The 23,635-nt window shown below is 69.3% G+C and carries 25 protein-coding genes; 21 read left to right on the forward strand and 4 right to left on the reverse strand.

The window, feature by feature from the left end:
* The first annotated feature begins 126 nt into the window (after positions 1-126).
* The 5 genes from AB0B66_RS33105 to AB0B66_RS33125 all read left to right on the forward strand — a co-directional run bounded on the left by AB0B66_RS33105 (position 127) and on the right by AB0B66_RS33125 (position 4,773).
* A complete protein-coding gene (locus tag AB0B66_RS33105; protein WP_360537416.1) occupies positions 127-1,056 on the forward strand; it encodes an SDR family NAD(P)-dependent oxidoreductase in 930 nt (309 codons plus the stop codon).
* Between the two features lie 1,059 nt (positions 1,057-2,115).
* The gene (locus tag AB0B66_RS33110) at positions 2,116-2,538 is read left to right on the forward strand and encodes a class F sortase (RefSeq protein ID WP_360537418.1); all 423 of its coding nucleotides are present in this window, start codon (positions 2,116-2,118) and stop codon (positions 2,536-2,538) included.
* Positions 2,539-2,897: 359 nt separating this feature from the next.
* Positions 2,898-3,656, forward strand: coding sequence for a DUF4397 domain-containing protein (locus AB0B66_RS33115; protein ID WP_360537530.1), 759 nt, complete (start codon positions 2,898-2,900; stop codon positions 3,654-3,656).
* Positions 3,653-4,330: a class F sortase gene (locus AB0B66_RS33120; RefSeq protein WP_360537420.1), complete on the forward strand. Its 678-nt coding sequence runs from the start codon at positions 3,653-3,655 to the stop codon at positions 4,328-4,330. The genes AB0B66_RS33115 and AB0B66_RS33120 overlap by 4 nt, the downstream gene beginning before the upstream one ends.
* A gap of 242 nt (positions 4,331-4,572) precedes the next feature.
* Positions 4,573-4,773: a hypothetical protein gene (locus AB0B66_RS33125; protein WP_360537422.1), complete on the forward strand. Its 201-nt coding sequence runs from the start codon at positions 4,573-4,575 to the stop codon at positions 4,771-4,773.
* A 368-nt stretch (positions 4,774-5,141) separates the two neighbouring features.
* On the opposite strand, the gene AB0B66_RS33130 is transcribed toward AB0B66_RS33125, so the two are convergent.
* Both AB0B66_RS33130 and AB0B66_RS33135 read right to left on the reverse strand, forming a co-directional pair.
* Positions 5,142-5,327 carry a hypothetical protein gene (locus AB0B66_RS33130; RefSeq protein ID WP_360537424.1) on the reverse strand — a complete coding sequence of 62 codons (186 nt, stop codon included), beginning with the start codon at positions 5,325-5,327 and terminating at the stop codon, positions 5,142-5,144.
* Between the two features lie 36 nt (positions 5,328-5,363).
* On the reverse strand, positions 5,364-6,230 hold the full coding sequence (locus AB0B66_RS33135; protein WP_360537426.1) for a helix-turn-helix transcriptional regulator: 867 nt from the start codon (positions 6,228-6,230) through the stop codon (positions 5,364-5,366).
* 239 nt (positions 6,231-6,469) lie between these two features.
* Between AB0B66_RS33135 and AB0B66_RS33140 the strand changes: the two genes are divergently transcribed.
* The 5 genes from AB0B66_RS33140 to AB0B66_RS33160 all read left to right on the forward strand — a co-directional run bounded on the left by AB0B66_RS33140 (position 6,470) and on the right by AB0B66_RS33160 (position 9,930).
* Entirely contained in the window at positions 6,470-7,204 is a 735-nt protein-coding gene (locus AB0B66_RS33140; protein WP_360537428.1) for an SDR family oxidoreductase, read from the forward strand.
* Between the two features lie 24 nt (positions 7,205-7,228).
* Complete coding sequence (locus AB0B66_RS33145) at positions 7,229-7,531, forward strand: hypothetical protein (protein ID WP_360537430.1); 303 nt, start codon at positions 7,229-7,231, stop codon at positions 7,529-7,531.
* A 178-nt stretch (positions 7,532-7,709) separates the two neighbouring features.
* Positions 7,710-8,198: a nuclear transport factor 2 family protein gene (locus AB0B66_RS33150; RefSeq protein WP_360537432.1), complete on the forward strand. Its 489-nt coding sequence runs from the start codon at positions 7,710-7,712 to the stop codon at positions 8,196-8,198.
* A gap of 131 nt (positions 8,199-8,329) precedes the next feature.
* Entirely contained in the window at positions 8,330-8,932 is a 603-nt protein-coding gene (locus tag AB0B66_RS33155) for a TetR/AcrR family transcriptional regulator (RefSeq protein ID WP_360537434.1), read from the forward strand.
* 5 nt (positions 8,933-8,937) lie between these two features.
* A complete protein-coding gene (locus tag AB0B66_RS33160; protein WP_360537436.1) occupies positions 8,938-9,930 on the forward strand; it encodes a zinc-dependent alcohol dehydrogenase family protein in 993 nt (330 codons plus the stop codon).
* A 511-nt stretch (positions 9,931-10,441) separates the two neighbouring features.
* Here the strand turns inward: AB0B66_RS33160 and AB0B66_RS33165 are convergent.
* Positions 10,442-10,918 (reverse strand): DUF6328 family protein, encoded by a 477-nt coding sequence (locus tag AB0B66_RS33165; RefSeq protein WP_360537438.1) that lies wholly within the window; start codon positions 10,916-10,918, stop codon positions 10,442-10,444.
* Between the two features lie 257 nt (positions 10,919-11,175).
* Between AB0B66_RS33165 and AB0B66_RS33170 the strand changes: the two genes are divergently transcribed.
* From AB0B66_RS33170 to AB0B66_RS33180, 3 genes are all read left to right on the forward strand, one after another.
* A complete protein-coding gene (locus AB0B66_RS33170; RefSeq protein WP_360537440.1) occupies positions 11,176-12,171 on the forward strand; it encodes a nitroreductase in 996 nt (331 codons plus the stop codon).
* Between the two features lie 570 nt (positions 12,172-12,741).
* Complete coding sequence (locus tag AB0B66_RS33175) at positions 12,742-13,167, forward strand: CBS domain-containing protein (protein ID WP_360537442.1); 426 nt, start codon at positions 12,742-12,744, stop codon at positions 13,165-13,167.
* 133 nt (positions 13,168-13,300) lie between these two features.
* Positions 13,301-13,600, forward strand: a complete 300-nt coding sequence (locus AB0B66_RS33180; RefSeq protein WP_360537444.1) for an MBL fold metallo-hydrolase — start codon at positions 13,301-13,303, stop codon at positions 13,598-13,600.
* Positions 13,601-13,815: 215 nt separating this feature from the next.
* Here the strand turns inward: AB0B66_RS33180 and AB0B66_RS33185 are convergent, their stop codons facing one another.
* Positions 13,816-14,637, reverse strand: coding sequence for a 2-oxo acid dehydrogenase subunit E2 (locus AB0B66_RS33185; protein ID WP_360537446.1), 822 nt, complete (start codon positions 14,635-14,637; stop codon positions 13,816-13,818).
* Between the two features lie 155 nt (positions 14,638-14,792).
* On the opposite strand from AB0B66_RS33185, the gene AB0B66_RS33190 reads away from it, so the two are divergent.
* The 8 genes from AB0B66_RS33190 to AB0B66_RS33225 all read left to right on the forward strand — a co-directional run bounded on the left by AB0B66_RS33190 (position 14,793) and on the right by AB0B66_RS33225 (position 23,508).
* Entirely contained in the window at positions 14,793-15,290 is a 498-nt protein-coding gene (locus tag AB0B66_RS33190) for an adenosine-specific kinase (RefSeq protein ID WP_360537448.1), read from the forward strand.
* 28 nt (positions 15,291-15,318) lie between these two features.
* Positions 15,319-17,244: an ATP-dependent zinc metalloprotease FtsH gene (ftsH, locus tag AB0B66_RS33195; protein WP_360537450.1), complete on the forward strand. Its 1,926-nt coding sequence runs from the start codon at positions 15,319-15,321 to the stop codon at positions 17,242-17,244.
* Between the two features lie 415 nt (positions 17,245-17,659).
* Positions 17,660-19,417, forward strand: a complete 1,758-nt coding sequence (gene acsA / locus AB0B66_RS33200; protein ID WP_360537452.1) for an acetate--CoA ligase — start codon at positions 17,660-17,662, stop codon at positions 19,415-19,417.
* Positions 19,414-20,430: a pyruvate dehydrogenase (acetyl-transferring) E1 component subunit alpha gene (gene pdhA / locus AB0B66_RS33205; protein ID WP_360537454.1), complete on the forward strand. Its 1,017-nt coding sequence runs from the start codon at positions 19,414-19,416 to the stop codon at positions 20,428-20,430. The genes acsA and pdhA overlap by 4 nt, the downstream gene beginning before the upstream one ends.
* A complete protein-coding gene (locus AB0B66_RS33210) occupies positions 20,427-21,422 on the forward strand; it encodes an alpha-ketoacid dehydrogenase subunit beta (protein WP_360537456.1) in 996 nt (331 codons plus the stop codon). The genes pdhA and AB0B66_RS33210 overlap by 4 nt, the downstream gene beginning before the upstream one ends.
* On the forward strand, positions 21,419-22,702 hold the full coding sequence (locus AB0B66_RS33215) for a dihydrolipoamide acetyltransferase family protein (RefSeq protein ID WP_360537458.1): 1,284 nt from the start codon (positions 21,419-21,421) through the stop codon (positions 22,700-22,702). Before AB0B66_RS33210 ends, AB0B66_RS33215 begins: the two co-directional genes overlap by 4 nt.
* A complete protein-coding gene (locus AB0B66_RS33220) occupies positions 22,699-22,944 on the forward strand; it encodes an acyl carrier protein (RefSeq protein WP_360537460.1) in 246 nt (81 codons plus the stop codon). The genes AB0B66_RS33215 and AB0B66_RS33220 overlap by 4 nt, the downstream gene beginning before the upstream one ends.
* A 168-nt stretch (positions 22,945-23,112) precedes the next feature.
* On the forward strand, positions 23,113-23,508 hold the full coding sequence (locus AB0B66_RS33225; RefSeq protein ID WP_360537462.1) for an Hsp20/alpha crystallin family protein: 396 nt from the start codon (positions 23,113-23,115) through the stop codon (positions 23,506-23,508).
* Positions 23,509-23,635 lie beyond the last annotated feature (127 nt).

Raw genomic sequence — 23,635 nt, forward strand, 5'->3', positions numbered from 1 at the left:
TCGTATCTGCCCCCACCCGGCCCAGCCTGGTCCTCGCACTACCAGGAAAACCAGGAACCCGGCTACCGCCCGCGGACTGGGTGACAGTGTCTTCCGTAAGCATGACCGAGAGAGATGGGAACAGTCATGACGGAGCGGATCAAGACCCCGTTCGGGTTCGCCTCGACCGCCGACGAGGTCATCGCCGGGGTCGACCTGACCGGCCAGCGGGCCATCGTCACCGGCGGCGCCGCCGGCATCGGTTTCGAGACCGCCCGTACCCTCGCCCGCGCCGGCGCCGAGGTGGTGCTCGCGGTGCGCCGGGTCAGTGCCGGCGAGCAGGCGGCCGCGGACATCGCGGCCGGCATCGGCGCTGACCGGGTCACCGCCCGCGAGCTGGACCTGGCCGACCAGAATTCCGTACGCCGGTTCGTCGCCGGCTGGGATCAACCGCTGCACATGCTGATCAACAACGCCGGGATCATGGCGCTGCCCGCGCTGGAGCGCACTGCCGAAGGCTGGGAGATGCAGTTCGCCACCAACTTCATGGGGCACTTCGCGCTGACAGTCGGGCTGCACCACGCGCTTGCCGCAGCCGGCGGCGCCCGAGTGGTCTCGATCAGCTCCAGCGGCAACCTCTTCTCGCCGGTCGTATTCGACGACCTGCACTTCGCTTTCCGCCCCTACGACCCGCTGCTGGCGTACGGGCAGTCCAAGAGCGCCGAGGCACTGCTCGCCGTCGAGGTGACCCGCCGCTGGTCCAGCCAGGGCATCTGGTCCAACGCGCTAAACCCCGGTGCGATCGCGACCGGCCTGCAGAAGCACACCGGTGGGCTGAAGTCCCCGAAGGAGATGCACAAGACCCCGCAGCAAGGCGCAGCGACCTCGGTACTGCTCGCCGCGTCCCCGCTGCTAGACGGCGTGGGTGGCCGTTACTTCGAGGACTGCACCGAGGCGCCGGTGGTTACCGAACGCCCGGCCGACTACGCCGGCGTCGCGGCGTACGCCGTCGACCCGGGCAACGCCGAGCGGCTCTGGACCGTCGCGTCGGACCTGATCGCGGGGACCTCGGCGTAGCCAGGGGGTCGACGAGTAGGAGTCGCTGGCGTACGGCATCGCGGAGCACTGTGCGCAGCAGTGCCAGGATCGTGATCACGCTGGAGCGGGCGAGTCGTCTTCGTAGCTGTTGGCGAACAGTTGGGCGGCGAGCATGTCGATAGCGGTCATCCGGGTGTTGCCCGCGTGCCGGAACCGCACGCGGTTAGCGGTTGCGAGCGCGTTCGATCCATGCCATCGCCCTCCTCTGTAGGAGTCGATTCCAGGAGCACTTGGTTCGACATGCGCGACCGCATCCGTCAAGTCATCACCCGGCCGTGTAGTTCACCAAAGGCATCCGCCCGGTCGGGTGACAAGGTGCGTCATCCATCGGGGGACGTGGTTGCCTCTGGCGGGGGAGTGGGCTTGTGGTCCGAGTTCTGCGGCGCAGTCTGGACGCAGACGAGTCACTCGAAACGGATGGGATGGTGGAGCTGGCGGCGTGGAGCAAAACGTGGAGCAGGGCCCCGCTCTGTACTGCGCTCAACTGCGCTGAGCTGCGGCGTACTGCACACAACTGCATACACGTCCTGATCGGACGCCCGTGAAACCGCAGGTCACGGGCTCGGTGACCGCTTCGTTTTCACGCGGAACAGGTCACTGGTTCGATCCCAGTATCGCCCACCATAGGTGGCGGCGCGGACCCCCAGTTTCGACCAGCAACAGCACCTGGCGGCCGACTTCCGAGCGTTCGTCGAGGGCCTGGCCTGTGAACCGGACGACGACGCGGCACCGTGAGACATCGGGTTGATCTCGCTAGACCTCGAGGGCCGACCTTTCGTAGATCAGCGCGGCTGCGGGCGTTCGGCCGCCAAAGAGCAGTCTCTCGCCGCAATAGGTGGCGATGAGCGCGTCCGGTGTTCGCCACCAGTTGTCGGCGATGCCGGCGACCTCGGAGATCGGAGCCTGAGCGTCGAGACCGGCGGGGTCGGCAGGGGCGTGGCGCGCACTGTCCAGCCCGCCGCCCAGCCCTGCGCAGCCGGCCACGCAGGTGCCGGTCCAGCGCGCGGGCTGCCCTCGGCGGGCGCGACGATCCGGCCCGTGGGGTTGAGCATCCCGGACATGTCGCTGAACGCGAAAGTCGACGCCGTCGGTATCGATGCCCGATCCGGCGACTTCGCCGTCCCGCCCAGCATCGACCGGGTGGGCTGGTACCGGTACGGCCCGGGCTTGGAAGCCGCCGCGGGCTCGATCGTCATCGCCGTACAAGGCAAAGGAGCGTTCTTCACCCTGCGCACCTTGACCAAGGGCGCCCTGGTCCGGCTGACCGACCTGACCGGCCGCAGGTACGACTTCACGGTCGTCGGCGTCGAACAGTTCCGCAAGAGCCGGATCCCGCTCGAACGCTACTTCGCCCGCGACGGCGCACTACGGCTGACCTTGGTCACCTGCGGCGGCCCGTTCGACGAAGCCGCCCGGCACTATCGCGACAACGTCGTGGTCACCGCCACGGCAGCCGGCTGACGGCGCGCCGGTGTACCGGGCCAGGCAGACGGCGATGCGGCTGATCCCAGCTCAGGGCGCTGCAAACAGTCCGAACGCCGGCTGACATGGCCCGGCTCGGGGGCGCGATCGGCGTCTGGGCATCGTGGCCGACTGGCCGAACGCTCTGCGGTCAACATGATGACCTTTGTGGTCAATAGACTGCGAAGGAGACATAAGACGTGGACGATGGTGGTCGTTGCTTACGTCCACCGGAGCGCTCGGCTGCCGTGTTGCCACTGCCTGAGCGCGTCCGATGCTGACTGGAGGTATCGTCCATGCTCACCATTCCCGTACGCCGCGCGCTGGCGCTGACCGCCGTGGCGGCTGCTGCCACCACGATGACGACACTCGCCGCCGGTTCTCCGGCGTACGCCGCGTCATCAGAGGTCTACGTGGTGCATGGCATCCCCGCCACCCCGGTCGACGTGTACGTGGACGGCAAGATCACTCTGCAGGGATTCCAGCCCGGACAGGTCGCCGGACCGCTGACCCTGCCCGAAGGCACCTATGACATCGACATCACCAAACCAGGCGAGCCGGTCAGCAGCGCGATCCTGTCCGCGCAGGACGCCGCAGTGCCCGGCGGCGCCAACATCAGCATCGTGGCGCACCTGGACACCGACGACAAGCCGAAGATCACACCGTTCGTCAACGACGTCAGCGCAGTACCGGCGGGCAAGGCCCGGCTCGTGGTGCGCCACACTGCGGCTGCGCCCGCAGTCGACGTCCGCGCCTCCGGAACGCCGGTGATCTCCGGCCTGACCAACCCCAACGAAGCCGAACTCGAGGTCGACGCCGGCACCATCGACGCCGACGTCGTCCTGGCTGGCACCTCCACCGTGGCGATCCCCGCGACCGAGCTCAATCTCGCCGAAGGCAGCGTCACCGTCGTCTACGCCATCGGATCGGCACAGGCCAAGACCCTCGCTGTGGTGGCGCAGGTCCTGACCGGCTCGTACACCGCCCCGGAGGGCGTCGACGCCGGCGACGCGGGACTGGCCGCCGACCGCCCCGCGCTCGGATGGGCTCTGGTCGCGTCGCTCGGGTCACTGCTGCTGATCCTCGGCGTGATGAAACTCCGGGCCGCCCGACGATGAGCGGCACCATCGACGCGCCCCAAGACAGGCTTGGGGCGCGTCGGCGTGCACGAGTCCGGTCCGCGGCACTGTTGACCGCCGGCGCGGCCCTGATAGCGACCGCCGCGACAACCGCCCCGCAGCAGCAGGTCGGCACCGCGGCACCGCCCGCCTCCGGGGTCATTGCGTCCACGCCGACCCGCGACGTGCGAATCCACAGCGGGGCGCCACCGGCGCGACACACATCGGTCCCCCCGGTAGCTGTACGCATCCCCGCACTTGACCTGGCAGCACCGGTCGACCCCGTCGGCGTCGACGCGGCCACCGGACAAGTGGCCATCCCGGACGACGTGCGGCGCGTCGGCTGGTATGAGCACGGTCCCGGATGGGACAGCATCACCGGAGCGATCGTCTTGGCCGGACATGTCGACAGCGCGACCCAGGGCGCAGGCGCCCTGTTTGGTTTGCGCCGGGCGAAGGTCGGCACCGTCGTGGAGCTGACCGCCGCGAACGGCTCCGTCCGCAGCTTCCGGATCGCCGCCGTCGAGCAGCTGCCGAAGTCCGGACTCGCATGGCAGGAATACTTCACCCGCGATGGCCGTCTGCGGCTGACGTTGATTACCTGCGGAGGACCGTTCAACCCGAACACCCGACGCTACCGAGACAACATCGTGGTCACCGCGCTCGCCGACTGACATCTCAAGGCCATGCCCGGATGCGTAGCAGCCCGCCGACCGGGGAAGGGCGATGCGCGACGGCGTATCGACTGGCCGCGCCGGCGACCCGAGTTCGAAGAAGACCACCGTTCCGTTTCCAGGGTTGGCGGTCCTGCCGCATTCCACGGGCAGTGCAGACCAGATGCCTGGATGATGACGGAGAAGCCCTGGCCGTGCCGAGCCGATGTGCTTCGGTCGCACGATCAGACAGGGGATACGAGATGGCCAAGATCATGGCCCGGTTCGTCCATGGGTGTGCCGAGGTCGTCAGCGAACTGGACGTCGACCAGCCTGATGACCCGCCGCTGTGGCTGTCACTGTGTGCGCCGCACTACCTCGACATGGCATGGCCGGTGTCCGAACCGAACAACGTCTGGGAAGCGGTCTACATCAGGCAACCGTTTCCGGTGGATTCGCACTGAGTGTACCGCTACTGCGGCCTGGCCGACCCGGAGGAGTAAGGACTCCATCGGTCGCCCAGCTCATATCACGGCCGTTCCTATGTTGCCCAGCCGATCGAGGCCTCTTGCCGTCGCGCACGCACAGTGGGCCTGGGCGCAAGCAAGGCTGCGCCCGATGATCCGATGTAGGCTGCCATTGTCGGCGGCACTCGCTGATGCCCGCTGGAAGGCACGGCGGTGCTCTGGCCCGGCGATTCGCTGATCCGGACTGCACCGTGGACATGACCGAAACGCCGGGTGGCCCGGCCGGTCTGCGCAGCGCTTGCGAGGCGGTGCGCAGGCCGGCCGAGCCACGTGATCACATCGGCCCGCGCCGGTGCCCCAGCGGCCTACCTGCACCACGCGAACAGCTCCGGGTTGGTGGAGCGCAGCTTCACCACGGTGCCCAGGGACAGGTATGAGCCCTTGGGCAGGTCCGCGAAGATCGGGCCGTTGAACGGGTCAGCAAGGGTGGAGTAGCCGATCCGCCGCCGCGCCGCGTCCCGCAACAGGCCGAGCTTCATCAGCGTGCCCACACCGGCGCGAACTACTTTGATGCCGTCGTGTGCGCGCTATTTACGGTCTGTGGTTCTGCTCCCGATGACTTCGTCACCCCAGGCCGGTGCGTGTGCGGCGGCCAGGTAGGCGAGTGCCTCGGCGCTGCGGCTGCCCGGTTCCGGCGTGCCGACCAGCAGTTGCTGGCCGGGCGCGTCGCGCACGTCGAATGTCTGGTAGGTCAGCTCGATCCGTCCGGCGTCCGGGTGGTGCAGGACCTTGAACATGCGGGTCAGGCCGCGCACGGTTTGGTCCGCCCAGAGGGAGCCGAACTCCGGCGAGTCCCGCTGCAGGTCCGCCACCAACGTCCGGATGTCCGGATCGTGCGGGAAGAGTCCCGCATTGAGCCTCAGGGCGTGCACGACGTTCTCCGTCAGGGTCGGCCAGTCGGGGAAAAAGGTGTGTGCCTGCGGGTGCTGGAACAGTACCCGGACCATGTTGGCGGTGCCGGCGAACGGGGAGAGCAGCGCGGCGGCGACGCTGTTGGTCGCGAGGACGTCGAAGGCGGGGCTGAGCACGTATGCGGCCGAGGTGGGGAAGGCGTCCAGCAGTCGCAGCAGCGCGGGGTGGACAGAGTTCCGGGAGCTGTCCGGGCTCAGTCGAGGGTTGAGCCCGGCGAGCCGGAAGAGGTGGCCGCGCGCGTCCGGGGCCAGGCGCAACGCCCGTCCGATCGCGTCGAGGACCTGCGGGGAGGGGTTCCGTTCGCGGCCCTGTTCGAGGCGGGCGTAATAGTCGACGCTCACCCCGGACAGCACCGCGATCTCCTCGCGGCGCAGCCCGGTTACCCGGCGGTCGCCGCCCCCGCGCAGTCCGACCTCTCTGGGGTCGACGCGGGCGCGGTGGGCTCGGAGGAACTCTCCGAGCCTGTTGTCGCTGGCGGGCATGTCGACCAGCGTAAAGCTCCTGGTCGGCGGTGTGCCAGGGAGCCGTGCTCCCTGGTAGTCGCGTCCTGCCGTCCAACCCGCGTATCACGCGGGACAGGTGCCTTCACCGCTATGGGCGGGGTGTGCCGTGCCTGGGTGCCGTGGACCCAGGAAAGCGTGGCCTTCCGCGGCCCCCATCAGCGCCGCATGGTTGAAAACGCGGCGCACTTGGCCGCAGGCAACCGAGATCAGGAGCATCAGTGCACAACCCACTTTCCAAGATCGTTCTCATCACCGGCGCGAGCAGTGGCATCGGTGAGGCGACCGCCCGCCGGCTGGCCGCCGACGGCCACCACGTCGTGCTCGGTGCCCGGCGCGTCGACCGGCTCGCCGTGCTCGTCGAGGAACTGCGCCTGGCGGGCGGCACGGCCGACTTCCAGGAGCTCGACGTGACCAGCCGGGACAGCGTGCGCTCCTTCGTCGAGGACGCCCACGAGTGCAACGGCCGCATCGACGTGCTGGTCAACAACGCCGGCGTGATGGCCCTGTCCACGCTCGAAGCGCTGCGGGTCGACGAGTGGGACCGGATGATCGATGTGAACCTGCGCGGCACCATGTACGGCATCGCGGCTGCTCTGCCGCTCATGCGAACCCAGGGCACGGGGCACATCATCAACATCGCGTCGTCGTCGGCTTATCGTGTCGACCCGACGGCCGCGGTGTACTGCGCCACCAAGTACGCGGTTCGCGCACTCACTGAGGGCCTGCGCCAGGAGAGCCGCGACGTCCGGGTGACGCTGGTGAGCCCGGGCTACACCCACTCCGAACTCACCGAGCACGGCGGTGACCCCGAGGTGCAGGCTGCCGCCCGCGCGGCTGCCGAGGAACTGGGCATGCCTGCCTCCGCGGTCGCCGACGTCATCGCCCATGCCGTCGCCCAGCCCGACACCGTCGACGTCAACGAGATCATCATGCGCTCCACCGCGCAGGGCTGACCACTCGCGGCAAGGAGGACCACCATGACCGAAGCGCTCGAGATGACGACATTCCGGCTCGTGGCCGGCCTCACCGGCGCCGACTTCGTCGACGCCAACGAGGACATCAACGACTACCTACGACGCCAGTCCGGTTTCCGGTGGCGCCGCATCACCGAAGACCATGACGGCACGATCACCGACATCGTCGCCTGGGACTCCGCCACCGACGCCCGGCGCAGCGCCGCAGGGATCATGACCGAGATGGCCGACTCACCGGTTCACGCGACCATCGACCACGCCACCGTCGACTTCCGGATCATTTCGGTGCTGCAGCAGGTCAGCTGACCCTGTCGGCCGGGCGGATCGCCGCCCGGGCGCCCACCCTGGCCGCCGGCCGGGATCGACGAGGCGCTGCAGGAACGAGTGAACGATCGTGGATGTCGGGGCCGTCAGCCGCCCGCCCACTGGTCAAGGCCCACGGCGGCAGGAGCCGCCACGAAGAGACGACATGGAGGAGCACCACATGAGCGACGAACGGAAGATCCAGGAAGTGCTGGGCCGCTACGTCCGGGCGACGGACCGCCGCGACGGCAAGACACAGGGCGCCCTGTTCACCGACGACGCGGTCGTGCAGTCCTACACCAGGACAGGCCCCGACAGCTACGAGCCGGTCGCTCCGCCTCTCATCGGCGGGGCAGCCGTGGCGTACGCGGTCGACAACTACATGGCTCCGCACCCGGTGGGCGGATCCAGCCACCACGTCACCGCGGACCACATCATCGAGGTCGACGGCGACCAAGCTCACATGAACGCCCAGTTCATCGTCTTCCGGATCCGGGGCGCCGCCCGCCCGGAGGGCGGCTGGCCGGCCGATGCCTTCGGGGCCCAGGGCACCGTGCAGCCGATCGAGTCCGGGTACTACGACACCGACCTGCGCAGGATCGACGGTGAGTGGAAGATCGTCGGCCACCGCATTCTGCTGGACATGCCCTACGTCATTCCGGGCGTCTGACAGGCGATGGTCCCGGCGGGCTGAGTGCCACCGGGACCAGGTGGTCTCCCACCTGCGGGTGCCTGTGGTCCGGCTCACTTGGCGACCTTAACCGAACGAACTAGTCTGTTCGATTAAGGGAGGGATCGCGGATGGCGACGCAGGTACGTAGAACCAGGTCGGTCGAGCGCATCCTCGCCGCCGCAGCGGGCCTGTTCTACGCCAACGGGCTGCGCGGTGTCGGCGTGGACGAGGTGATCGCCGCATCCGGGGTGTCGAAATCGACGCTCTACGCACACTTTCGCTCCAAGGACGACCTGGTCGCCGCGTACCTGCAGGCCACCGATGCGTCTTGGATCGAGCAGCTGCGCGCCGCCGCCGAGCGGGCGGGCGACGATCCAGCCGATCAGCTCATCGGGCTGTTCGACGCGCTGCTCGACGCGTTCGACCGGCACGGCTTCTTCGGGTGCCCGTTCGTCAGTGCCGCGGTGGAGACGTCGCTGGACTCCGCGGCCAGAGCGATCACCCGGGCCCACACCGAGCGCCGCCAGGCGTGGCTCACCGAGCTGTGCGAGCGCGGGGGCCTGGTGGACCCGGGCCGGGTGGCGAGCCACATCGGGTTGCTCATCGACGGCGCGATGACGCGCGGCCGTCTCGAACAGGATCGCGCGGTCGTCGAAGACGCCAAGGAGGCCGCCCGGGCGGCGATCCGCGCCAGCCGCGACACCAGCGGCGGCGAAGGACACCACAGGTGAGGGGTATGGAAATGCGCGCGGTGGTACTGCGGGAGTTCGGCGGTCCGCTGGAGGTAAATGAGATCGACCAGCCGGTCGCCGGACCGGGTCAGGTACTGGTCCGGGTGGCGGCCAGCGGGGTCAACCCGCTCGACACCAAGATCCAGGCGGGCAAGGCGGCGCATGCCAAGACCCGGCTGCCGGCGGTGCTGGGCCTGGATCTGGCGGGGGTCGTCGAGGCGGTCGGCCCGGACACGCTTGGCTTCGCCCCGGGAGACGAGGTCTACGGCCTCACCGGGGGCGTGGGTCACCTGCAGGGTTCCCTGGCCCAGTACGCAGCGGTGGACGCGCGGTTGCTGGCGCTCAAGCCGAGGTCGCTGTCCATGCGCGAGGCGGCCGCGCTGCCGCTGGCAGTCATCACCGCGTGGGAGGGCCTGGTCGACCGCGCCGGAGTGCGGGCCGCGCAGAAGGTCCTCGTGCACGGCGGTGCGGGCGGCGTGGGGTCGGTAGCCGTGCAGATCGCCCGGGCGCGCGGCGCCGAAGTGTACGCGACAGGGTCCCCGCGCAGCCTGGAGGCCATCGGGCGGCTGGGCGCGGTGCCCGTCGACTACACGAGCACCCCCGTCGAGGATTACGTCGCCAAGTACACCGGCGGCGAGGGCTTCGACATCGTCGTCGACACGGTTGGCGGCGCGACGCTCGACGCGTCGTTCGCGGCGGCGCGCATCTACACCGGTCACGTCGTCAGTGCGCTGGGGTGGGGCTCTCATTCGCTTGCGCCGCTGTCGTTCCGCGGGGCGACGTACTCGGGCGTCTTCACGCTGCTGCCGATGCTCACCGGCCGCGGCCGCGAACACCACGGCGAGATCATGCGGGAGGCGGCGGCGCTGGCCGACGCGGGAGCTCTCGTGCCGGTGCTCGACCCTCGCCACTTCACGATGGACACCGTGGCCGATGCCCACACGCTGGTCGCGAACCGTACCGCCGCAGGCAAGGTGGTCGTTGACATCACCAACTGAGACCCGCGTCAGAGCTGTGAATGCACCGGCACACGGGGCTGGCCTGCACGACACGAAGACACAAACGGCGCAATGCCGTACGGATTGACCGGCAGGGAGACCGGGAGCGGATCCGCAAGCTGTTTCGCCGGCTGCGGTGGCTTATGCCTCTACAGCGACTGCTGGGCCTGGGCGCGAAGATGGCCCTGACCGGCAGCGCCGAGGTCAACATCGAGCTCAACGAGATCTCAGCCGCGCTGGCTCTGATCATCGAGCGCATCACCTGCCCGGTGCGGTACGTCCTGGCCACCGGCGGCAACCTGGTCGAGACGTGCGGGCAGATCAGCACTGAGCACGGTGGACGTAGCGTCTACTCGAAGAGCTTGGCTGGCCCCGCCACCGAATGGATCAAGGCACTGCCATTTAACGTTTTGCCCAACACGTCACGTTCATCTGATGAGCGACGGCCGACAGAACTTGTTGGGAGTGGGCCCCGGCCTCTCGCATGTCCAGGGTCACCTCGTGCCCGGTGTCAGCCGCCCTTCGGCTTGTAGACCATCGGTAGGACGTACCACAGGAACACGTAGACCAGGGCGAACGCCGAACCGCCGAGCGCGCTCCACCGAGAGCCGGCCACCACGGCCAGCACCAGATAGATCGCCCCGACTATAGCCAGCAGCTCGAACACCAGACCCATCTGCGCCAGCGTGTGGGTGGCGCGCACGATCTCCGGCTTCTGGCCGCGCCCGAAGTGGATGCGGTGGTAGCTCACCGGCGCGGTCAGCAGCGCGGCCGCCAGCGCGGCAGCGACGAAGCTGAAGACATACAGGCCCCGCTCCACGCCCGTGATCCTCAGGAACCCTGACTGGAACGGTAGGATCAACAGAAAGGCGAACAGGATCTGCACCCCGGTCAGGGTCACCCGCAGTTCCTGTAGCAGCTCGGCGTACCGCCGGTGCCACGGTTCGCTGATTTCCTGTTGCGCCACAGGGCGCTCGCCATCGGCCATGTGCCTATGTAACCGTGTGGCGGACCGGCGAGGCCTCAATTCCGCCCCGGTCAGCGCGTCGACGACAGCAGGCCTCCGAAAAACGCAACGCGCGAGCGTGAATACAGAAGTCGATCAAGAAAAAGGGAAGAGTTCTCGGTGCCGGCCATTACGCAGAGGCGGCACCACATGTATGCAGCCCGTCTGACGGGGCCGCCCGGCACGACCATACTGGGTGGGACGCCGCGTGACGATCAACCACCGGATCGAGGTAGATCATGAGCGGGAGCCGGACGACTCTCAACGATCTCGCTGCCGCCGACCAACTGGCCGCTGCCGCCACGGTCGCAGCGCAGGCACCGTCGATCCACAATACCCAACCATGGCGATGGCACATCCGCACCCGCAGCGCCGACCTGTATCTCGACGCCAGCCGCCAACTACGCGCCACTGACCCAGACCGCCGGCTGGCGATGCTGAGCTGCGGCACCGCCTTGCACCACGCTCAGGTCGCGCTCGCGGCGGCGGGGACCCCAGCGGAGGTGCAACTGCTGCCCCAGCCGGACGATCCACTCTACCTGGCCAAGATCATCGTCACCGAAAATGCGCGGCCGATGCCAAACGCACAGCGTCTACGCGATGCGATCGGCATCCGGCACACCGACAGGCGCCCGCCCAAGCGTCAGCCGATGCCCGCCACCGTCATGCCGCTACTACAGGCGACCGCCGCGAACCACCTAAGCGGTCTGCAGCCACTCGACCGTGGCCAGGTCCTCGAACTCGCCGCGGCGATCTCCCGAGCTCAGGCCGACGAAACAAGCGACGCCGCGACCCGCGATGAGCTGAACACGTGGACCGGCACCGACCGGCAGAGCGGCATGGGCATACCTGACGCGAACATACCCACCGGGCCGACCTCGACAACCGCGCCCACCCGCGACTTCGGTCACGTCGGCACGCTGCCCGTCAACGACCAAAACGACGACGCCGCCACCTACGCCATCCTGTATGGCTACGCCGACGATCCCCGCGCCTGGCTGCGCGCAGGACAAGCCCTTTCCGACATCTGGCTCGCCGCCACCACCATGAACATCGCGCTCCTGCCGCTATCGGCCGCGGTCGAGACACCCCATACCCGACAGCTGGTCAACAGTCTGCTCACGGACATCGGATACGTCCAGATCGCCCTGCGGCTCGCCATACCCGACCCCGCACAAGGCGACGCGCCACGCACACCCCGCCTGCCCGCCACGGACACCATCGAACGCGCGTGACCCCAGCCGAACCCCAAGCTGGTTACGAGATCACCGTGCACCGAAGCGTCACAAAGCTCACCCCGAGTGCAGCGTTCCGTCAACGGCGTGATCAGAAAAGGGGGATGTTGATCGGGCCGCCGAACGCGCTTGCCCCCGAACCCGCAGTCGTCGACCAGCACGTTGGGCACGTTGGGCGCCTGGGCCGGTGGCGTGAGCGGCTCGATCGGCGGCAACGCCGTGTCCGGGTCCTTGGCGTCGTAGGTGGTCAGACCCGGACGGTCAACATGCGGAACGGCAACACGTCCCGGCTGACCTGCCCGTTCATCGCTGCTCCCCCTGAGCGGCTCGTCAACAACGGCAATGAAGCAGAGCGCGGTTTGCGGCCGTTCGCCGGAAGCGGCGCGTGCTGCTGGGCGTGGCCCTCATCGTCGGGTGATCTGCAACGTGCCCTGCTTGCCCTGCACGCACACGGCGGGCGATCCAGTCACCGGGCACTACTGCGGTGCCCCCGCCCGCCATCAGGCGGGTCTGCTCCCGGATTCGTCCAAGTTGACCGCACGGTGGTGCAGGGCGTTGCAGGATCTGGCTATGACGACTGCACGCAACATCATGCACCAGGGTGTGGACTGCGTCCCTGAGCACGAGACCCTCGATCGGGCGGCGCAGATGATGCGCGACCACCACGTGGGCTCATTGCCCGTCTGCGGTGCCGACAACCGGCTCACGGGCATCATCACCGACCGTGACATCGTCGTGAAGTGCATAGCGTCCGGTCATGATCCGGCGAAGATGACCGCGGCGCAGCTGGCCGTGGGCACGCCAGTGTGGGTGGCGGCCGACGCGGACGAGGACGAGGTGCTGCGCCTGATGGAGCAGCACCTGATCCGCCGCCTGCCGGTGCTGGACAACCATCAGCTCGTCGGCATGATCAGCGAGGCGGACCTGGCCATGCACCTGCCGGGGGAGAAGGTCGCCGAATACTGCAAGACGCTGTACTCCGCACCGGCCACCTGAGCCGGGCGTCGGCGTCATGGCGACGCTTCGGTTCCTCGGCGCCGCGGGCACGGTGACCGGTAGCAAGTTCCTGGTCACCGGCGACCGCGGGCGGCTGCTGGTCGACTGAGGCCTGTACCAGGGCGAGCGGGAGTTGCGACGGCGCAACTGGGCGCACCTGCCGTCGCTCGATCCGCCGCCGGACGCGGTCAGGCTCACACATGCCCACCTCGACCACTGCGGCTGGTTGCCGCGGCTGGTGCGGCTGGGTTTCGGTGGTCCGGTGTACTGCTCGCCGTGGACGGCGAAGGTCGCTGCGATCGTGCTGCGTGACGCCGCCCACCTGCAGGAGGAGGACGCCGAGTTCGCGGCGCGGCACGGCTACAGCAGGCACCGGCCGCCGCTGTTTGGCTGTACGGGTGAGTTTCGAGTTTCGGCCCCAGTTGAGGGCTAGTTTCGGCTTCAGTGGACGATCTTCGGTTTCATGATCGCGGGTGAGTCCTGGCCCCACCCCTTGCATGATCATCTGTTAGCGTGCACAGGTGGAAGACCTGGGACTCGTGGCTTGGCCGCCTGCGCCGATCAGGACCGAGCGGCTCGTGCTTCGTGCGCCGAGACGCGGGACCGTGCGGCGTTCATCGAACTGCTTGCCTCGCCAGAGGTGCACACCTACCTCGGCGGGCCCAGGCAGCGTGACGAGCTTGAGCGCGAGACGCCTGATGTACCCGAGCGGTGGCCGGGGAGTTTCGTCCTGGCGACGGGGGCGCCGTCGACGACGTCATGGTCGACGCTGACGGTCAGCTGCAGGAACTCGCGCTCCACCAGGCGTCCTGCGTGCAGTGACGGGCGTTTGGCGATCCCGCCGATGACGACGCTGAGCGTGTGCAGCTGGAATCCGATGCCCCAGCCGGCGCCGTCGGCGAACATTCCCACGGCGGTGACGCCCACAGTGCCGGCCAGGGCACGCTGGCGGTGCGGCAGCCGGTGCAGCAGACCGAGCAGCGCCGTGCGCAGCGGCGGGGGCAGCATCAGGTAGGCGCGGGCCTTGTCGGCAAGGCGCAGCGACGGGCTGTTGTGCGGGTCGGCCTGCACCAGGCGTATCTCGCGATGGATGTCGGCGATGGAGCGTTTGTCGGCCCGGCGGATGACGTGGGTGAACGCGAACGACCCGCCCGGCACGCGAAGTTCCATCGGGATGCCCACATCGACGTCGTCGAAGATCACCAGGCGGCCCCGCAGGTCGTGGTACGCGTGGATAGCGGGCTCGGCATCGACCGCCGCCGCGATGCAGCCGACCAGGAACGCTGTGAACGACAGGCGTGCGCGCTGCTGCCCGCGTGCCCGCAGCAGGCGGCGCGCGACGGTGACGTCGGCTTCGAACAGGCCGTGGATGGGGTGGCGGTGGCGTGCGGCCCGGCCGGTGTCCACGACGAGCCGGCGCGCCCAGAAGAATGGGCGTACCTGGAACCCGTCGTGTTCTGCACTGTTCACGACCGCTCACGCACCGCAGTTCGGCGTCGATGGCACCGTCACCGACAAGTCTCACACCGGCGTCGGCGGTCTACGACGGCTTCGATCCACCTCGCCGGGCGCTGCGGGATATGGTCGACACGACGGATCACGGTCAGACCGCGTGGGGGTGCGACGTGGCCGCTGGGTCGCTGACCACGGAGGTGGTCGCTGTTGACACGCCCGACGACATCAATGTGATCATCGGGCAGTCGCATTTCATCAAGACGGTCGACGACCTGCACGAAGCGCTCGTCGGGGTCGGCGTTCACCTGCGCTTCGGCATCGGGTTCTGCGAGGCGTCAGGGGCTCGGCTGGTGCGCCGCTCCGGCAACGACGGCGAACTGGTGGATCTGGCCGTCGACGTCGCGCAGCGCATCGGCGCCGGGCATTGCTTCGTGGTGATGCTGCGCGAGGGCTACCCGGTCAACGTCCTCAACCAGGTGAAGGCCGTTCCGGAAGTGTGCACCGTCTACTGCGCGACGGCCAATCCGGTGGAGGTCCTGGTCGCAGTCACGAGGCTCGGCCGGGGTGTCATCGGTGTCGTCGACGGACGGCCGCCGCTGGGCGTGGAGACCGACGCCGACGCCGAAACCCGGCGTGAGATGCTGCGCGACCTCGGTTACAAGCTGTGACCCGGCCGGCGGTCCGCGTGGCTGCGGCATGACGTTCGGCAGGGCGCGTTTGTCCGGAAGGCACCTGTCGGCGCCGGTGAAGTCCGGCCCGCCGCGCGAGCCGCCGCGACCGGCGCCCGTGCCGCCGCCCTGGTGGCGGCGCTGGCTGCTGCCTGCCGGCCTTGTCCTGACGACGCTGGCGCTGCTTGTCCCGATGCTGGTGCGCCCGTCGCCGCAGCCGCTGTCCTACAGCGAGTTCCTGGCGAAGCTGGACGCGGGAGCGGTCGCGTCGGTGACGGTCGACCAGGACGGGGCCCTGCGCGGCAAGCTGTCCGACGGTGCGGTGTTCAACAGCCAGATCCCCACCGCACTGGACCCGGCCCCGTTGACAGCACAGCTTCGCGACAAGAACGTCGAGATCACGGCCACGCGCGACAGCGGATCGTGGTGGGGACTGCTGTGGAGCTTCCTGCCGCTGCTGTTGCTGCTGGCGTTCTTCTACTGGACCGGCCGCCGGGCCCAGGGCGTGCTGGCCGACGGGGTCATGGGGTTCGGCAGATCCCGGGCGAAGATCATCGAAGCGCAGCGGCCGACCACCCGCTTCGCCGACGTGGCCGGCTACGAGGGGGTCAAGCAGGAGATCGGCGAGATCGTCGACTATCTGCGCGCGCCGCAGCGCTACGCGGCAGCAGGGGCTAAAGGACCCCGCGGCGTTCTCATGGTGGGCCCACCGGGCACTGGCAAGACCCTGTTCGGCCGAGCCGTCGCGGGGGAGGCGGAGGTGCCGTTCCTGTCCGTGACCGGTTCGGCGTTCGTGGAGATGTTCGTCGGCGTGGGAGCCTCCCGCGTGCGCGACCTGTTCGAGGAGGCCCGCAGGCGCGCGCCCTCCATCATCTTCATCGACGAGATCGACGCGATCGGAGGCAGGCGAGGCGGTCACGGCCGCGCCGGCGACGACGAGCGTGAGCAGACGCTCAACCAGCTGCTGGCCGAGATGGACGGCTTCGACCAGCGCTCGGGCATCGTCGTGCTGGCCGCCACCAACCGGCCGGAGAGCCTGGACCCGGCGCTGCTGCGTCCCGGGCGTTTCGACCGCCAGGTCGTCATCCCGCTGCCCAACCAGGCCGAGCGTGCCGCGATCCTCGCGGTGCACGTGCGTGGCAAGCATCTGGCGCCAGACGTCGACCTGCAGCTGGTCGCCCGGGCCACGCCGGGCTTCTCGGGTGCCGACCTGGAGAACCTTGTCAACGAGGCGGCGATCCGGGCCGTCCGCGCGGGCCGCACGATCGTCGAGGCCGCCGACATCGATGCGGCCCGCGACCGGCTGCTACTGGGACGGCGGGAGAGCTCCAACGCGCTGCTGCCCGAGGAACGCCACGACGTCGCCGTCCACGAGGCCGGCCACGCGCTGCTGGCCGCGCTGTGCCCGCACGCCGACCCGATCGCCAAGGTCACGATCCTGCCGGCCGGGATGGCACTGGGCGCGACCGAGCAGCTGCCGGAGGCCGAACGCCACCTCTACCACGAGGGCTACCTCACCGACCTGCTCACCGTGAAGCTCGGCGGCCGCGCCGCGGAGCTGCTGGTCCTCGGCAGGAGTTCGACCGGCGCCGCCAACGACCTCGCCGCGGCGACCCAGATCGCCACCCGGATGGTGCGCGAATTCGGCATGTCCCCGGCACTCGGACCGGTCGGCTACACCGCGGGCACGGCGGGCTTCCTCGGCGACGAACCTGACGAGCAGCTGCGCAGGCCGTACTCGGAGCAGACCCAGAACATCGTGGACAGGGAAGTCGCTCGCCTACTGCGGGAAGCCCAGGACCGCGCAACCGCGATGCTGCGCGAGCATGACATGCAGCTGCGCAGGCTCACCGAACTGCTCGAACAGCAGGAGACCGTCGACGGGAGCGTGGTGCTCCAGATCCTTGCCGACCGTCCGCAGGCACCGGCCAGGCGGGAAAGGGACGGGCGGTAGGTCATCAGCTACCGATGGGCAGCTGCGGGCGCGGGGGGCTGGCTCCGGGCGCTGCTCGTTTCGGTGAGCCGGCACGGCGCCCAGCATGACGGCTGCCCGGTCGTGGTCGTGCACGGCCAGGGGTGAGCTGCTGTGTCTCAGCTCAGTGGGCGGTTACGCCCGGGCGGTGGACCGTAGCCTCCGGCAGCGGCGTCCACCGGTCGGCCAGTCGCCGTTCGATTAAGCCCAAGTGCGAGGGCGAGCGGGTTGGTTCCGGAGATCGGCAATCCCGGGATGAATTGTCTGCTTCAGTGGAGTGCGTGCGTTGACGGCCGGCGGGCCGTCGCGGGGGTCGGCGTCCGGCGGTGCGATTCGGCCCTGGTGGGAGGACTTTCGCCCCTTGTGGTGGCCCGGGTGTGGGGGAGACCGTCGAAGCATGGGGGTGCCTGTGAACGGGCGGGAGCGCAGTGCGACAGTTGATCATTACGCCCGGCTGTGCGAGGGCTTCAGCTGGGGCGATGCGCGCCGGTCGCTGGCCGGGCTGCCCGGCGGCGGGATCAACATCGGTTACGAGGCTGTCGACCGGCACGCAGCCGAGTCGCGCGACAAGACTGCTCTGCGTTGCGTGTCCCGCGAGGGTGTGCTCGATGTCAGCTACGGTGAGCTCCTGGCCCGCACGAGCGCGTTCGCCAATCTGCTCACCCAGATGGGCGTCGGCCAGGGAGAACGTGTGTTCTCCCTGCTGGGACGGGTGCCGGAGCTGTACGTGACCGCGCTGGGCACGCTGCGCCACGCCAGTGCCTACTCGCCGCTGTTCGCCGCGTTCGGTCCGGAACCGATCCGGGAGCGGCTGTCGCGTGGGGACGCGGCGGTGCTCGTGACGACTCCCGAGCTGTATGAACGCAGGATCGCGCCGATCCGCGATCAGCTGCCCCGGCTGCGGCATGTGCTGGTCGTCGGCGGTGACGCACCCAGAGGTGCGATGAGTCTCGAGATCGAGCTGTCGTACATGGATGACCTGTTCGAGGTGCCGCCGACCGATCCGCAGGAGATCGCGCTGCTGCACTTCAGCAGCGGCACGACCGGCCGGCCGAAGGGCGCCGTACACGTGCACGAGGCGGTCGTGGCCCACCGCGCGACCGCACAGCTGGCGCTGGACCTGCGTCGCGACGATGTGTTCTGGTGCACCGCCGACCCGGGCTGGGTGACCGGGACGTCGTACGGGATCGTCGCTCCGCTGGCGCTCGGTGCGACGGTGCTGGTCGACGCGGAGGAGTTCGACGCCCGCCGCTGGTATTCCCGGCTTGCCGAGCATCGGGTGACCGTCTGGTATACGGCACCGACCGCGCTGCGGATGCTGATGCGCCACCCGCCGAGCCTGCCCGCCGAGTTCGACCTGTCGGCACTGCGGTACGTCGCCTCGGTCGGCGAGCCCCTCAACCCGGAGGTCGTGACCTGGGGCGCGGACGTGCTCGGCCATGCGGTCCACGACAACTGGTGGCAGACCGAGACCGGCGCGATCATGATCAGCAACTTTCCGGATGTCGAGGTCAGGCCCGGCTCGATGGGCCTGCCCATGCCCGGCGTCGAGGCGCGCCTGGCAGTACAGGGTGAGGACGGCCGGGCCGCAGTGACAGCCGGCTCCAGCCTGGAATTCGTCACCGAGCCCGATACGGCAGGAGAGATCGTGCTGCGGGCCGGCTGGCCGTCGATGTTCCGCGGCTACCTGCACGACGACGAGCGCTACGCAAGGTCCTTTGCCGGCGACTGGTACCTGACCGGTGACCTGGCCCGCCGCGACGCCGACGGCTACTTCTGGTTCGTCGGACGCGCCGACGACGTGATCAAGTCGGCAGGTCATCTGATCGGCCCGTTCGAGGTCGAGAGCGTACTCATGGAGCACCCCGCCGTCGTCGAGGCCGGGGTGATCGGCAAACCCGACCCAGTCGTAGGCGAGATCGTCAAGGCGTTCGTATCGATCCGGCCCGGCGTTCAAGCCACCGACGACTTGCGGCTTGACCTGCTCGCGTTCGCCCGGCGGCGGCTGGGTGCCGTCGCGCCGAAGGAGATCGCTTTCGACGACGACCTGCCGCACACCCGCAGCGGCAAGGTGATGCGCCGGCTGCTGAAAGCACGCGAACTCGGCCTGCCCGAAGGGGATCTGTCCACGCTCGAGACGGGGGAGCGGCGATGAAGACCGTGTCAAGGAGACCACGTCCGGCGGCCAGCGCGCGGGCAGGACCCGCGCACCGGCGTGACCTGCTGCGGCAGATGCTGCGCATCCGCCGGTTCGAAGAACGGTGCGTCGAGCTGTACAGCGCCACGAAGATCCGGGGCTTTCTGCACCTGTACATCGGTGAGGAGGCCGTCGCGGCCGGGGTGATGGCCGCGCTCGAACCGGCCGACGCGGTCGTGTCCACCTATCGCGAGCACGGCCACGCGCTGGCCCGCGGGGTGTCCATGGACGCCGTGATGGCCGAGATGTACGGCAAGGTCACCGGGTGCAGCCACGGCCGGGGTGGCTCGATGCACCTGTTCGACAGGGCCAGGAACTTCTACGGTGGCAGCGCCATCGTCGGCGGCGGGCTGCCCCTGGCCGTCGGGCTGGCGCTGGCCGATCGGATGGCCGGGCGCATCCGGGTGACCGCCTGCTTCTTCGGTGACGGCGCGGTCGCCGAGGGCGAGTTCCACGAATGCCTCAACCTCGCCGCGCTGTGGCACCTGCCGGTGCTGTTCCTGTGTGAGAACAACCTCTACGCCATGGGCACCCGCATCGACCGCGCCCAGGCCAACACCGACCTGGCGGCCCGCGCCGCGACGTACGGCATGAGCTCGCATGCCGTGGACGGGATGGACGTCCTTGCCGTCGAGAAGGCCGCACGCCAGGCGACTGCCGCGATGCGCGCCACCGGCAGCCCGTACTTCCTGGAGCTGCGCACCTACCGCTTCCGCGCCCACTCCATGTACGACCCCGACCGCTACCGGAACAAGGCAGAGATCGCCCTTTGGCGGCAACGCGACCCCATCGACTCTCTGGCTCGGCTGATGAGCGCAGACGGAGAACTTGACGATGCCGAGCTGGCGCAGCTGAACGCCGACGTCGAGGCCGAGGTGTCCGCGGCGGTCGCCGCCGCGGAGCAGGCCCCGATCGAGCCGGTCGACGAGCTCATCCGCTTCGTCTACGCCGAGAGCGCGGACGCCCCGTGACCGCCGCGACAGCGACCGCCCACGCCGAGACCACCTACCGCGAGGCGATCCGGGAGGCCATCCGCGACGCGATGCGCCGCGACGAGCGCGTCTTCCTCATGGGCGAGGACGTCGGCCAGTACGGCGGCGCGTTCGGGGTGAGCCTGGGCCTGCTGGAGGAGTTCGGGCCTGACCGCATCCGCGACACGCCCCTGTCGGAGTCGGCGTTCGTCGGCGCTGGCATCGGCGCCGCCATGGGCGGCATGCGGCCCATTGTCGAGATCATGACGGTGAACTTCAGCCTGCTCGCCCTCGACCAGATCCTCAACAACGCCGCGACGCTGCTGTACATGTCCGGCGGGCAGATCGGCGCGCCGCTGGTCATCCGCATGACCACCGGCGGCGGCCGGCAGCTGGCCGCGCAGCACTCACACAGTCTGGAAGGCTGGTACGCCCACATCCCCGGGCTGCGCATCCTCGCCCCGGCCACCGTCGCCGACGCCCGGGGCATGCTCTGGCCCGCGCTGCGCTGCCCCGATCCAGTGCTCATCTTCGAGCACGGCAGCCTCTACAACGCCACCGGTCCACTGGCCGGGCACGACACCGCCGACATCACCAGCGCGGCCGTACGCCGCGCCGGTTCCGACGTCACGATCGTTGCCTATGGCGGCACCCTGGGGACTGCGCTGACGGCCGCGGACGAGCTGTCCGCCGAGGGCGTCCAGGCGGAGGTCATCGATCTGCGGGTGCTGCGGCCCCTTGACGACGCCACGGTGCTGGAATCCGTCCGGCGCACCCACCGGGCCGTGGTGGTCGACGAGGGTTGGCGCAGCGGCAGCCTGTCCGCCGAGATCAGCGCCCGCATCACCGAGCAGGTGTTCTACGACCTCGACGCCCCGGTGGCACGCGTCTGCTCGGCCGAGGTGCCGATGCCCTACGCCGCCCACCTCGAACAGGTGGCGCTGCCACAACCCGCCGGCGTGGTCGCGGCGGCCAGGGCGGTGATCGGATGACAGCCGAGTTCCGCATGCCCTCGCTGGGCGCGGACATGCAGGACGGGACCCTGGTCGAATGGCTCGTCCGGCCCGGCCAGCAGGTCCACAAGGGCGACATCGTCGCCGTCGTCGACACCGCCAAAGCCGACGTCGAGGTCGAGTGTTTCACCAGCGGCGTCGTCGACCAGCTGCTCGTCACACCCGGCACGAGAGTGCCGGTCGGCACCGTACTGGCTACCATCACCACCGCGACCTCCGAGCCCGAGCCCCCGCACCGGCCGCCCGAGCCGCGGCCCCCGGCGCCCGCCGCCGTGCTACCGGCGCGCGCCGCAGCGTCACCGGTCACCTCACCGCTGGTGCGGCGCCTGGCCGGTGCCCGCCACGTCGACCTCGCCGCGGTGCACGGCACCGGCCCCGGCGGTCGGGTGACCCACGCCGACGTGGAAACCGCTGCAGCACCGCCAGCACGGCCTACAGGCAGGATCAGGTCCTCGCCGCTGGCTCGCCGGCTCGCCCAGCAACTCGGGCTGGGCCTGGCCGGCATCGCGGGCAGCGGGCCGGGTGGAGCCGTGCGGGCACGCGACGTCCAAGCTGCGGCCCAGACCGGGCCGGGCCCGGGCACGCTTGACCGGACCGCTGCTGTGCGCGCCCAGATCGCGGTCTCGGTGGCGCGGTCCAAGCGTGAGATCCCGCACTACTACCTGTCGGAGACGATCGACCTCGACGCGGCGCTGCGCTGGCTGCGGGACCGCAACCGGCAGACCCCCGTCGCCGGGCGGGTCCTGCCCGCCGCGATGCTGCTCAAGGCCGCCACCATGGCCGTTCGGGAGGTTCCCGACGTCAACGGCGCCTACACCGAGACCGGATTCCACCGCGCCGACCACGTCCACCTCGGGGTCGCGATCTCCCTGCGGGGAGGAGGACTCGTGGCACCGGCGATCCACGACGCCGACACGCTCGGCCTCGACGATCTCATGGCAGCGTTGAAGGACCTCGCCACCCGCACCCGGGCCGGCCGGCTGCGCGCCGGTGAGCTGGCCGACGCGACCCTCACCGTGTCGAACCTCGGCGAGCAGGGCGTGGAGACCATCCACGGGGTCATCTACCCGCCGCAGGTGGCGCTGGTCGGCTTCGGCGCGGTCACGCAGCGGCCCTGGGCCGTGGACGGGCTGTTGGGTATCCGGCCGCTGGTCACTGCGAGCCTGGCCGCCGACCACCGGGTGACCGACGGCGTGGCAGGCGCCCGCTACCTGCGCACGATCAGCAGGCTGCTGCAGACACCCGAGGAGTGGAGATGACCGACGACATCGAGACGATCGTGCGCACCGCGCTGCACGAGATCGCGCCCGACGCCGACCTGTCCGCGCTGCACCCGGACGCCGACCTACGCGAGACCCTCGGGCTGGACTCGCTGGACTTCCTGCGCCTGGTCGAGTTGCTGTCCACCCGCACCGGCCACCGCATCGACGAGGAGGACTATCCGTGTCTGACGACGCTGGCCGGCGCGGTGTCTTTTCTCAAATGGCCACCGGGCCGATAGCGCAGCAGCCGTGCCTCAGACGGCGCGAGTGTGGCAGGCCGCAGCAGGGTTGATCACCTTAGCCGGTACGGACGAAAGTCCTGTTCACCGGTGTCTCGGGGCCCTGGTGGGGCGGTGCCGGACGGGCGTGCAATGGAGGGTGAACATCTACACGGAGGGAGAAGGGCCATGACCGCGCTGATGCCGCGACTGTTCGGCGACCTGACCGACTGGCTCGAAAGTGAGCACCAGTTCATGCCCGGGCACATCATCCGGGTGGAGGACACGCTCACCGACCAGGAGTACAAGATCCGGGCGGAGCTGCCTGGTATGGACCCGGAAAAGGACATCCAGATCTCTGTGGACGCCGGCGTGCTTTCGATCCACGCCGAGCGCCGCACCGAGCAGAGGGCCAAGGGCCGCTCCGAGTTCCACTACGGCATGCTGCAACGCTCGGTGCGGCTTCCCGGCAACGCCGACACCGACAACATCAAGGCCGGCTACGACAAGGGCATACTCGAGGTCACGGTGCCGCTGAAGGCCAGCGAACCGACCGGTCGGCAAATCCCGGTCACCGGTAGTTGAGACATCGGATGCCTGCGGCGCGGTGAAACTGGGCACCGCGCCGCACGGAATATTGTGGACGCCACGTCCCGGACTTCCTGGAGCACGATTCCGGTTCGACAAGCGGGTTGCGCGACGCCGCGGGCGC

It is taken from the genome of Catellatospora sp. NPDC049111, from assembly GCF_040648615.1.
Classification (GTDB): domain Bacteria; phylum Actinomycetota; class Actinomycetes; order Mycobacteriales; family Micromonosporaceae; genus Catellatospora; species Catellatospora aurea.

Bases quoted from the DNA above. Each gene is read 5' to 3' on its own strand.
- AB0B66_RS33105 (WP_360537416.1), top strand. From the start codon at position 127: ATGACGGAGCGGATCAAGACCCCGTTCGGGTTCGCCTCGACCGCCGAC.
- AB0B66_RS33115 (WP_360537530.1), top strand. From the start codon at position 2,898: ATGACGACACTCGCCGCCGGTTCTCCGGCGTACGCCGCGTCATCAGAG.
- AB0B66_RS33120 (WP_360537420.1), top strand. From the start codon at position 3,653: ATGAGCGGCACCATCGACGCGCCCCAAGACAGGCTTGGGGCGCGTCGG.
- AB0B66_RS33125 (WP_360537422.1), top strand. From the start codon at position 4,573: ATGGCCAAGATCATGGCCCGGTTCGTCCATGGGTGTGCCGAGGTCGTC.
- AB0B66_RS33135 (WP_360537426.1), bottom strand. From the start codon at position 6,230: ATGCCCGCCAGCGACAACAGGCTCGGAGAGTTCCTCCGAGCCCACCGC.
- AB0B66_RS33145 (WP_360537430.1), top strand. From the start codon at position 7,229: ATGACCGAAGCGCTCGAGATGACGACATTCCGGCTCGTGGCCGGCCTC.
- AB0B66_RS33150 (WP_360537432.1), top strand. From the start codon at position 7,710: ATGAGCGACGAACGGAAGATCCAGGAAGTGCTGGGCCGCTACGTCCGG.
- AB0B66_RS33155 (WP_360537434.1), top strand. From the start codon at position 8,330: ATGGCGACGCAGGTACGTAGAACCAGGTCGGTCGAGCGCATCCTCGCC.
- AB0B66_RS33160 (WP_360537436.1), top strand. From the start codon at position 8,938: ATGGAAATGCGCGCGGTGGTACTGCGGGAGTTCGGCGGTCCGCTGGAG.
- AB0B66_RS33165 (WP_360537438.1), bottom strand. From the start codon at position 10,918: ATGGCCGATGGCGAGCGCCCTGTGGCGCAACAGGAAATCAGCGAACCG.
- AB0B66_RS33170 (WP_360537440.1), top strand. From the start codon at position 11,176: ATGAGCGGGAGCCGGACGACTCTCAACGATCTCGCTGCCGCCGACCAA.
- AB0B66_RS33175 (WP_360537442.1), top strand. From the start codon at position 12,742: ATGACGACTGCACGCAACATCATGCACCAGGGTGTGGACTGCGTCCCT.
- ftsH (WP_360537450.1), top strand. From the start codon at position 15,319: ATGACGTTCGGCAGGGCGCGTTTGTCCGGAAGGCACCTGTCGGCGCCG.
- acsA (WP_360537452.1), top strand. From the start codon at position 17,660: ATGGGGGTGCCTGTGAACGGGCGGGAGCGCAGTGCGACAGTTGATCAT.
- pdhA (WP_360537454.1), top strand. From the start codon at position 19,414: ATGAAGACCGTGTCAAGGAGACCACGTCCGGCGGCCAGCGCGCGGGCA.
- AB0B66_RS33215 (WP_360537458.1), top strand. From the start codon at position 21,419: ATGACAGCCGAGTTCCGCATGCCCTCGCTGGGCGCGGACATGCAGGAC.
- AB0B66_RS33220 (WP_360537460.1), top strand. From the start codon at position 22,699: ATGACCGACGACATCGAGACGATCGTGCGCACCGCGCTGCACGAGATC.
- AB0B66_RS33225 (WP_360537462.1), top strand. From the start codon at position 23,113: ATGACCGCGCTGATGCCGCGACTGTTCGGCGACCTGACCGACTGGCTC.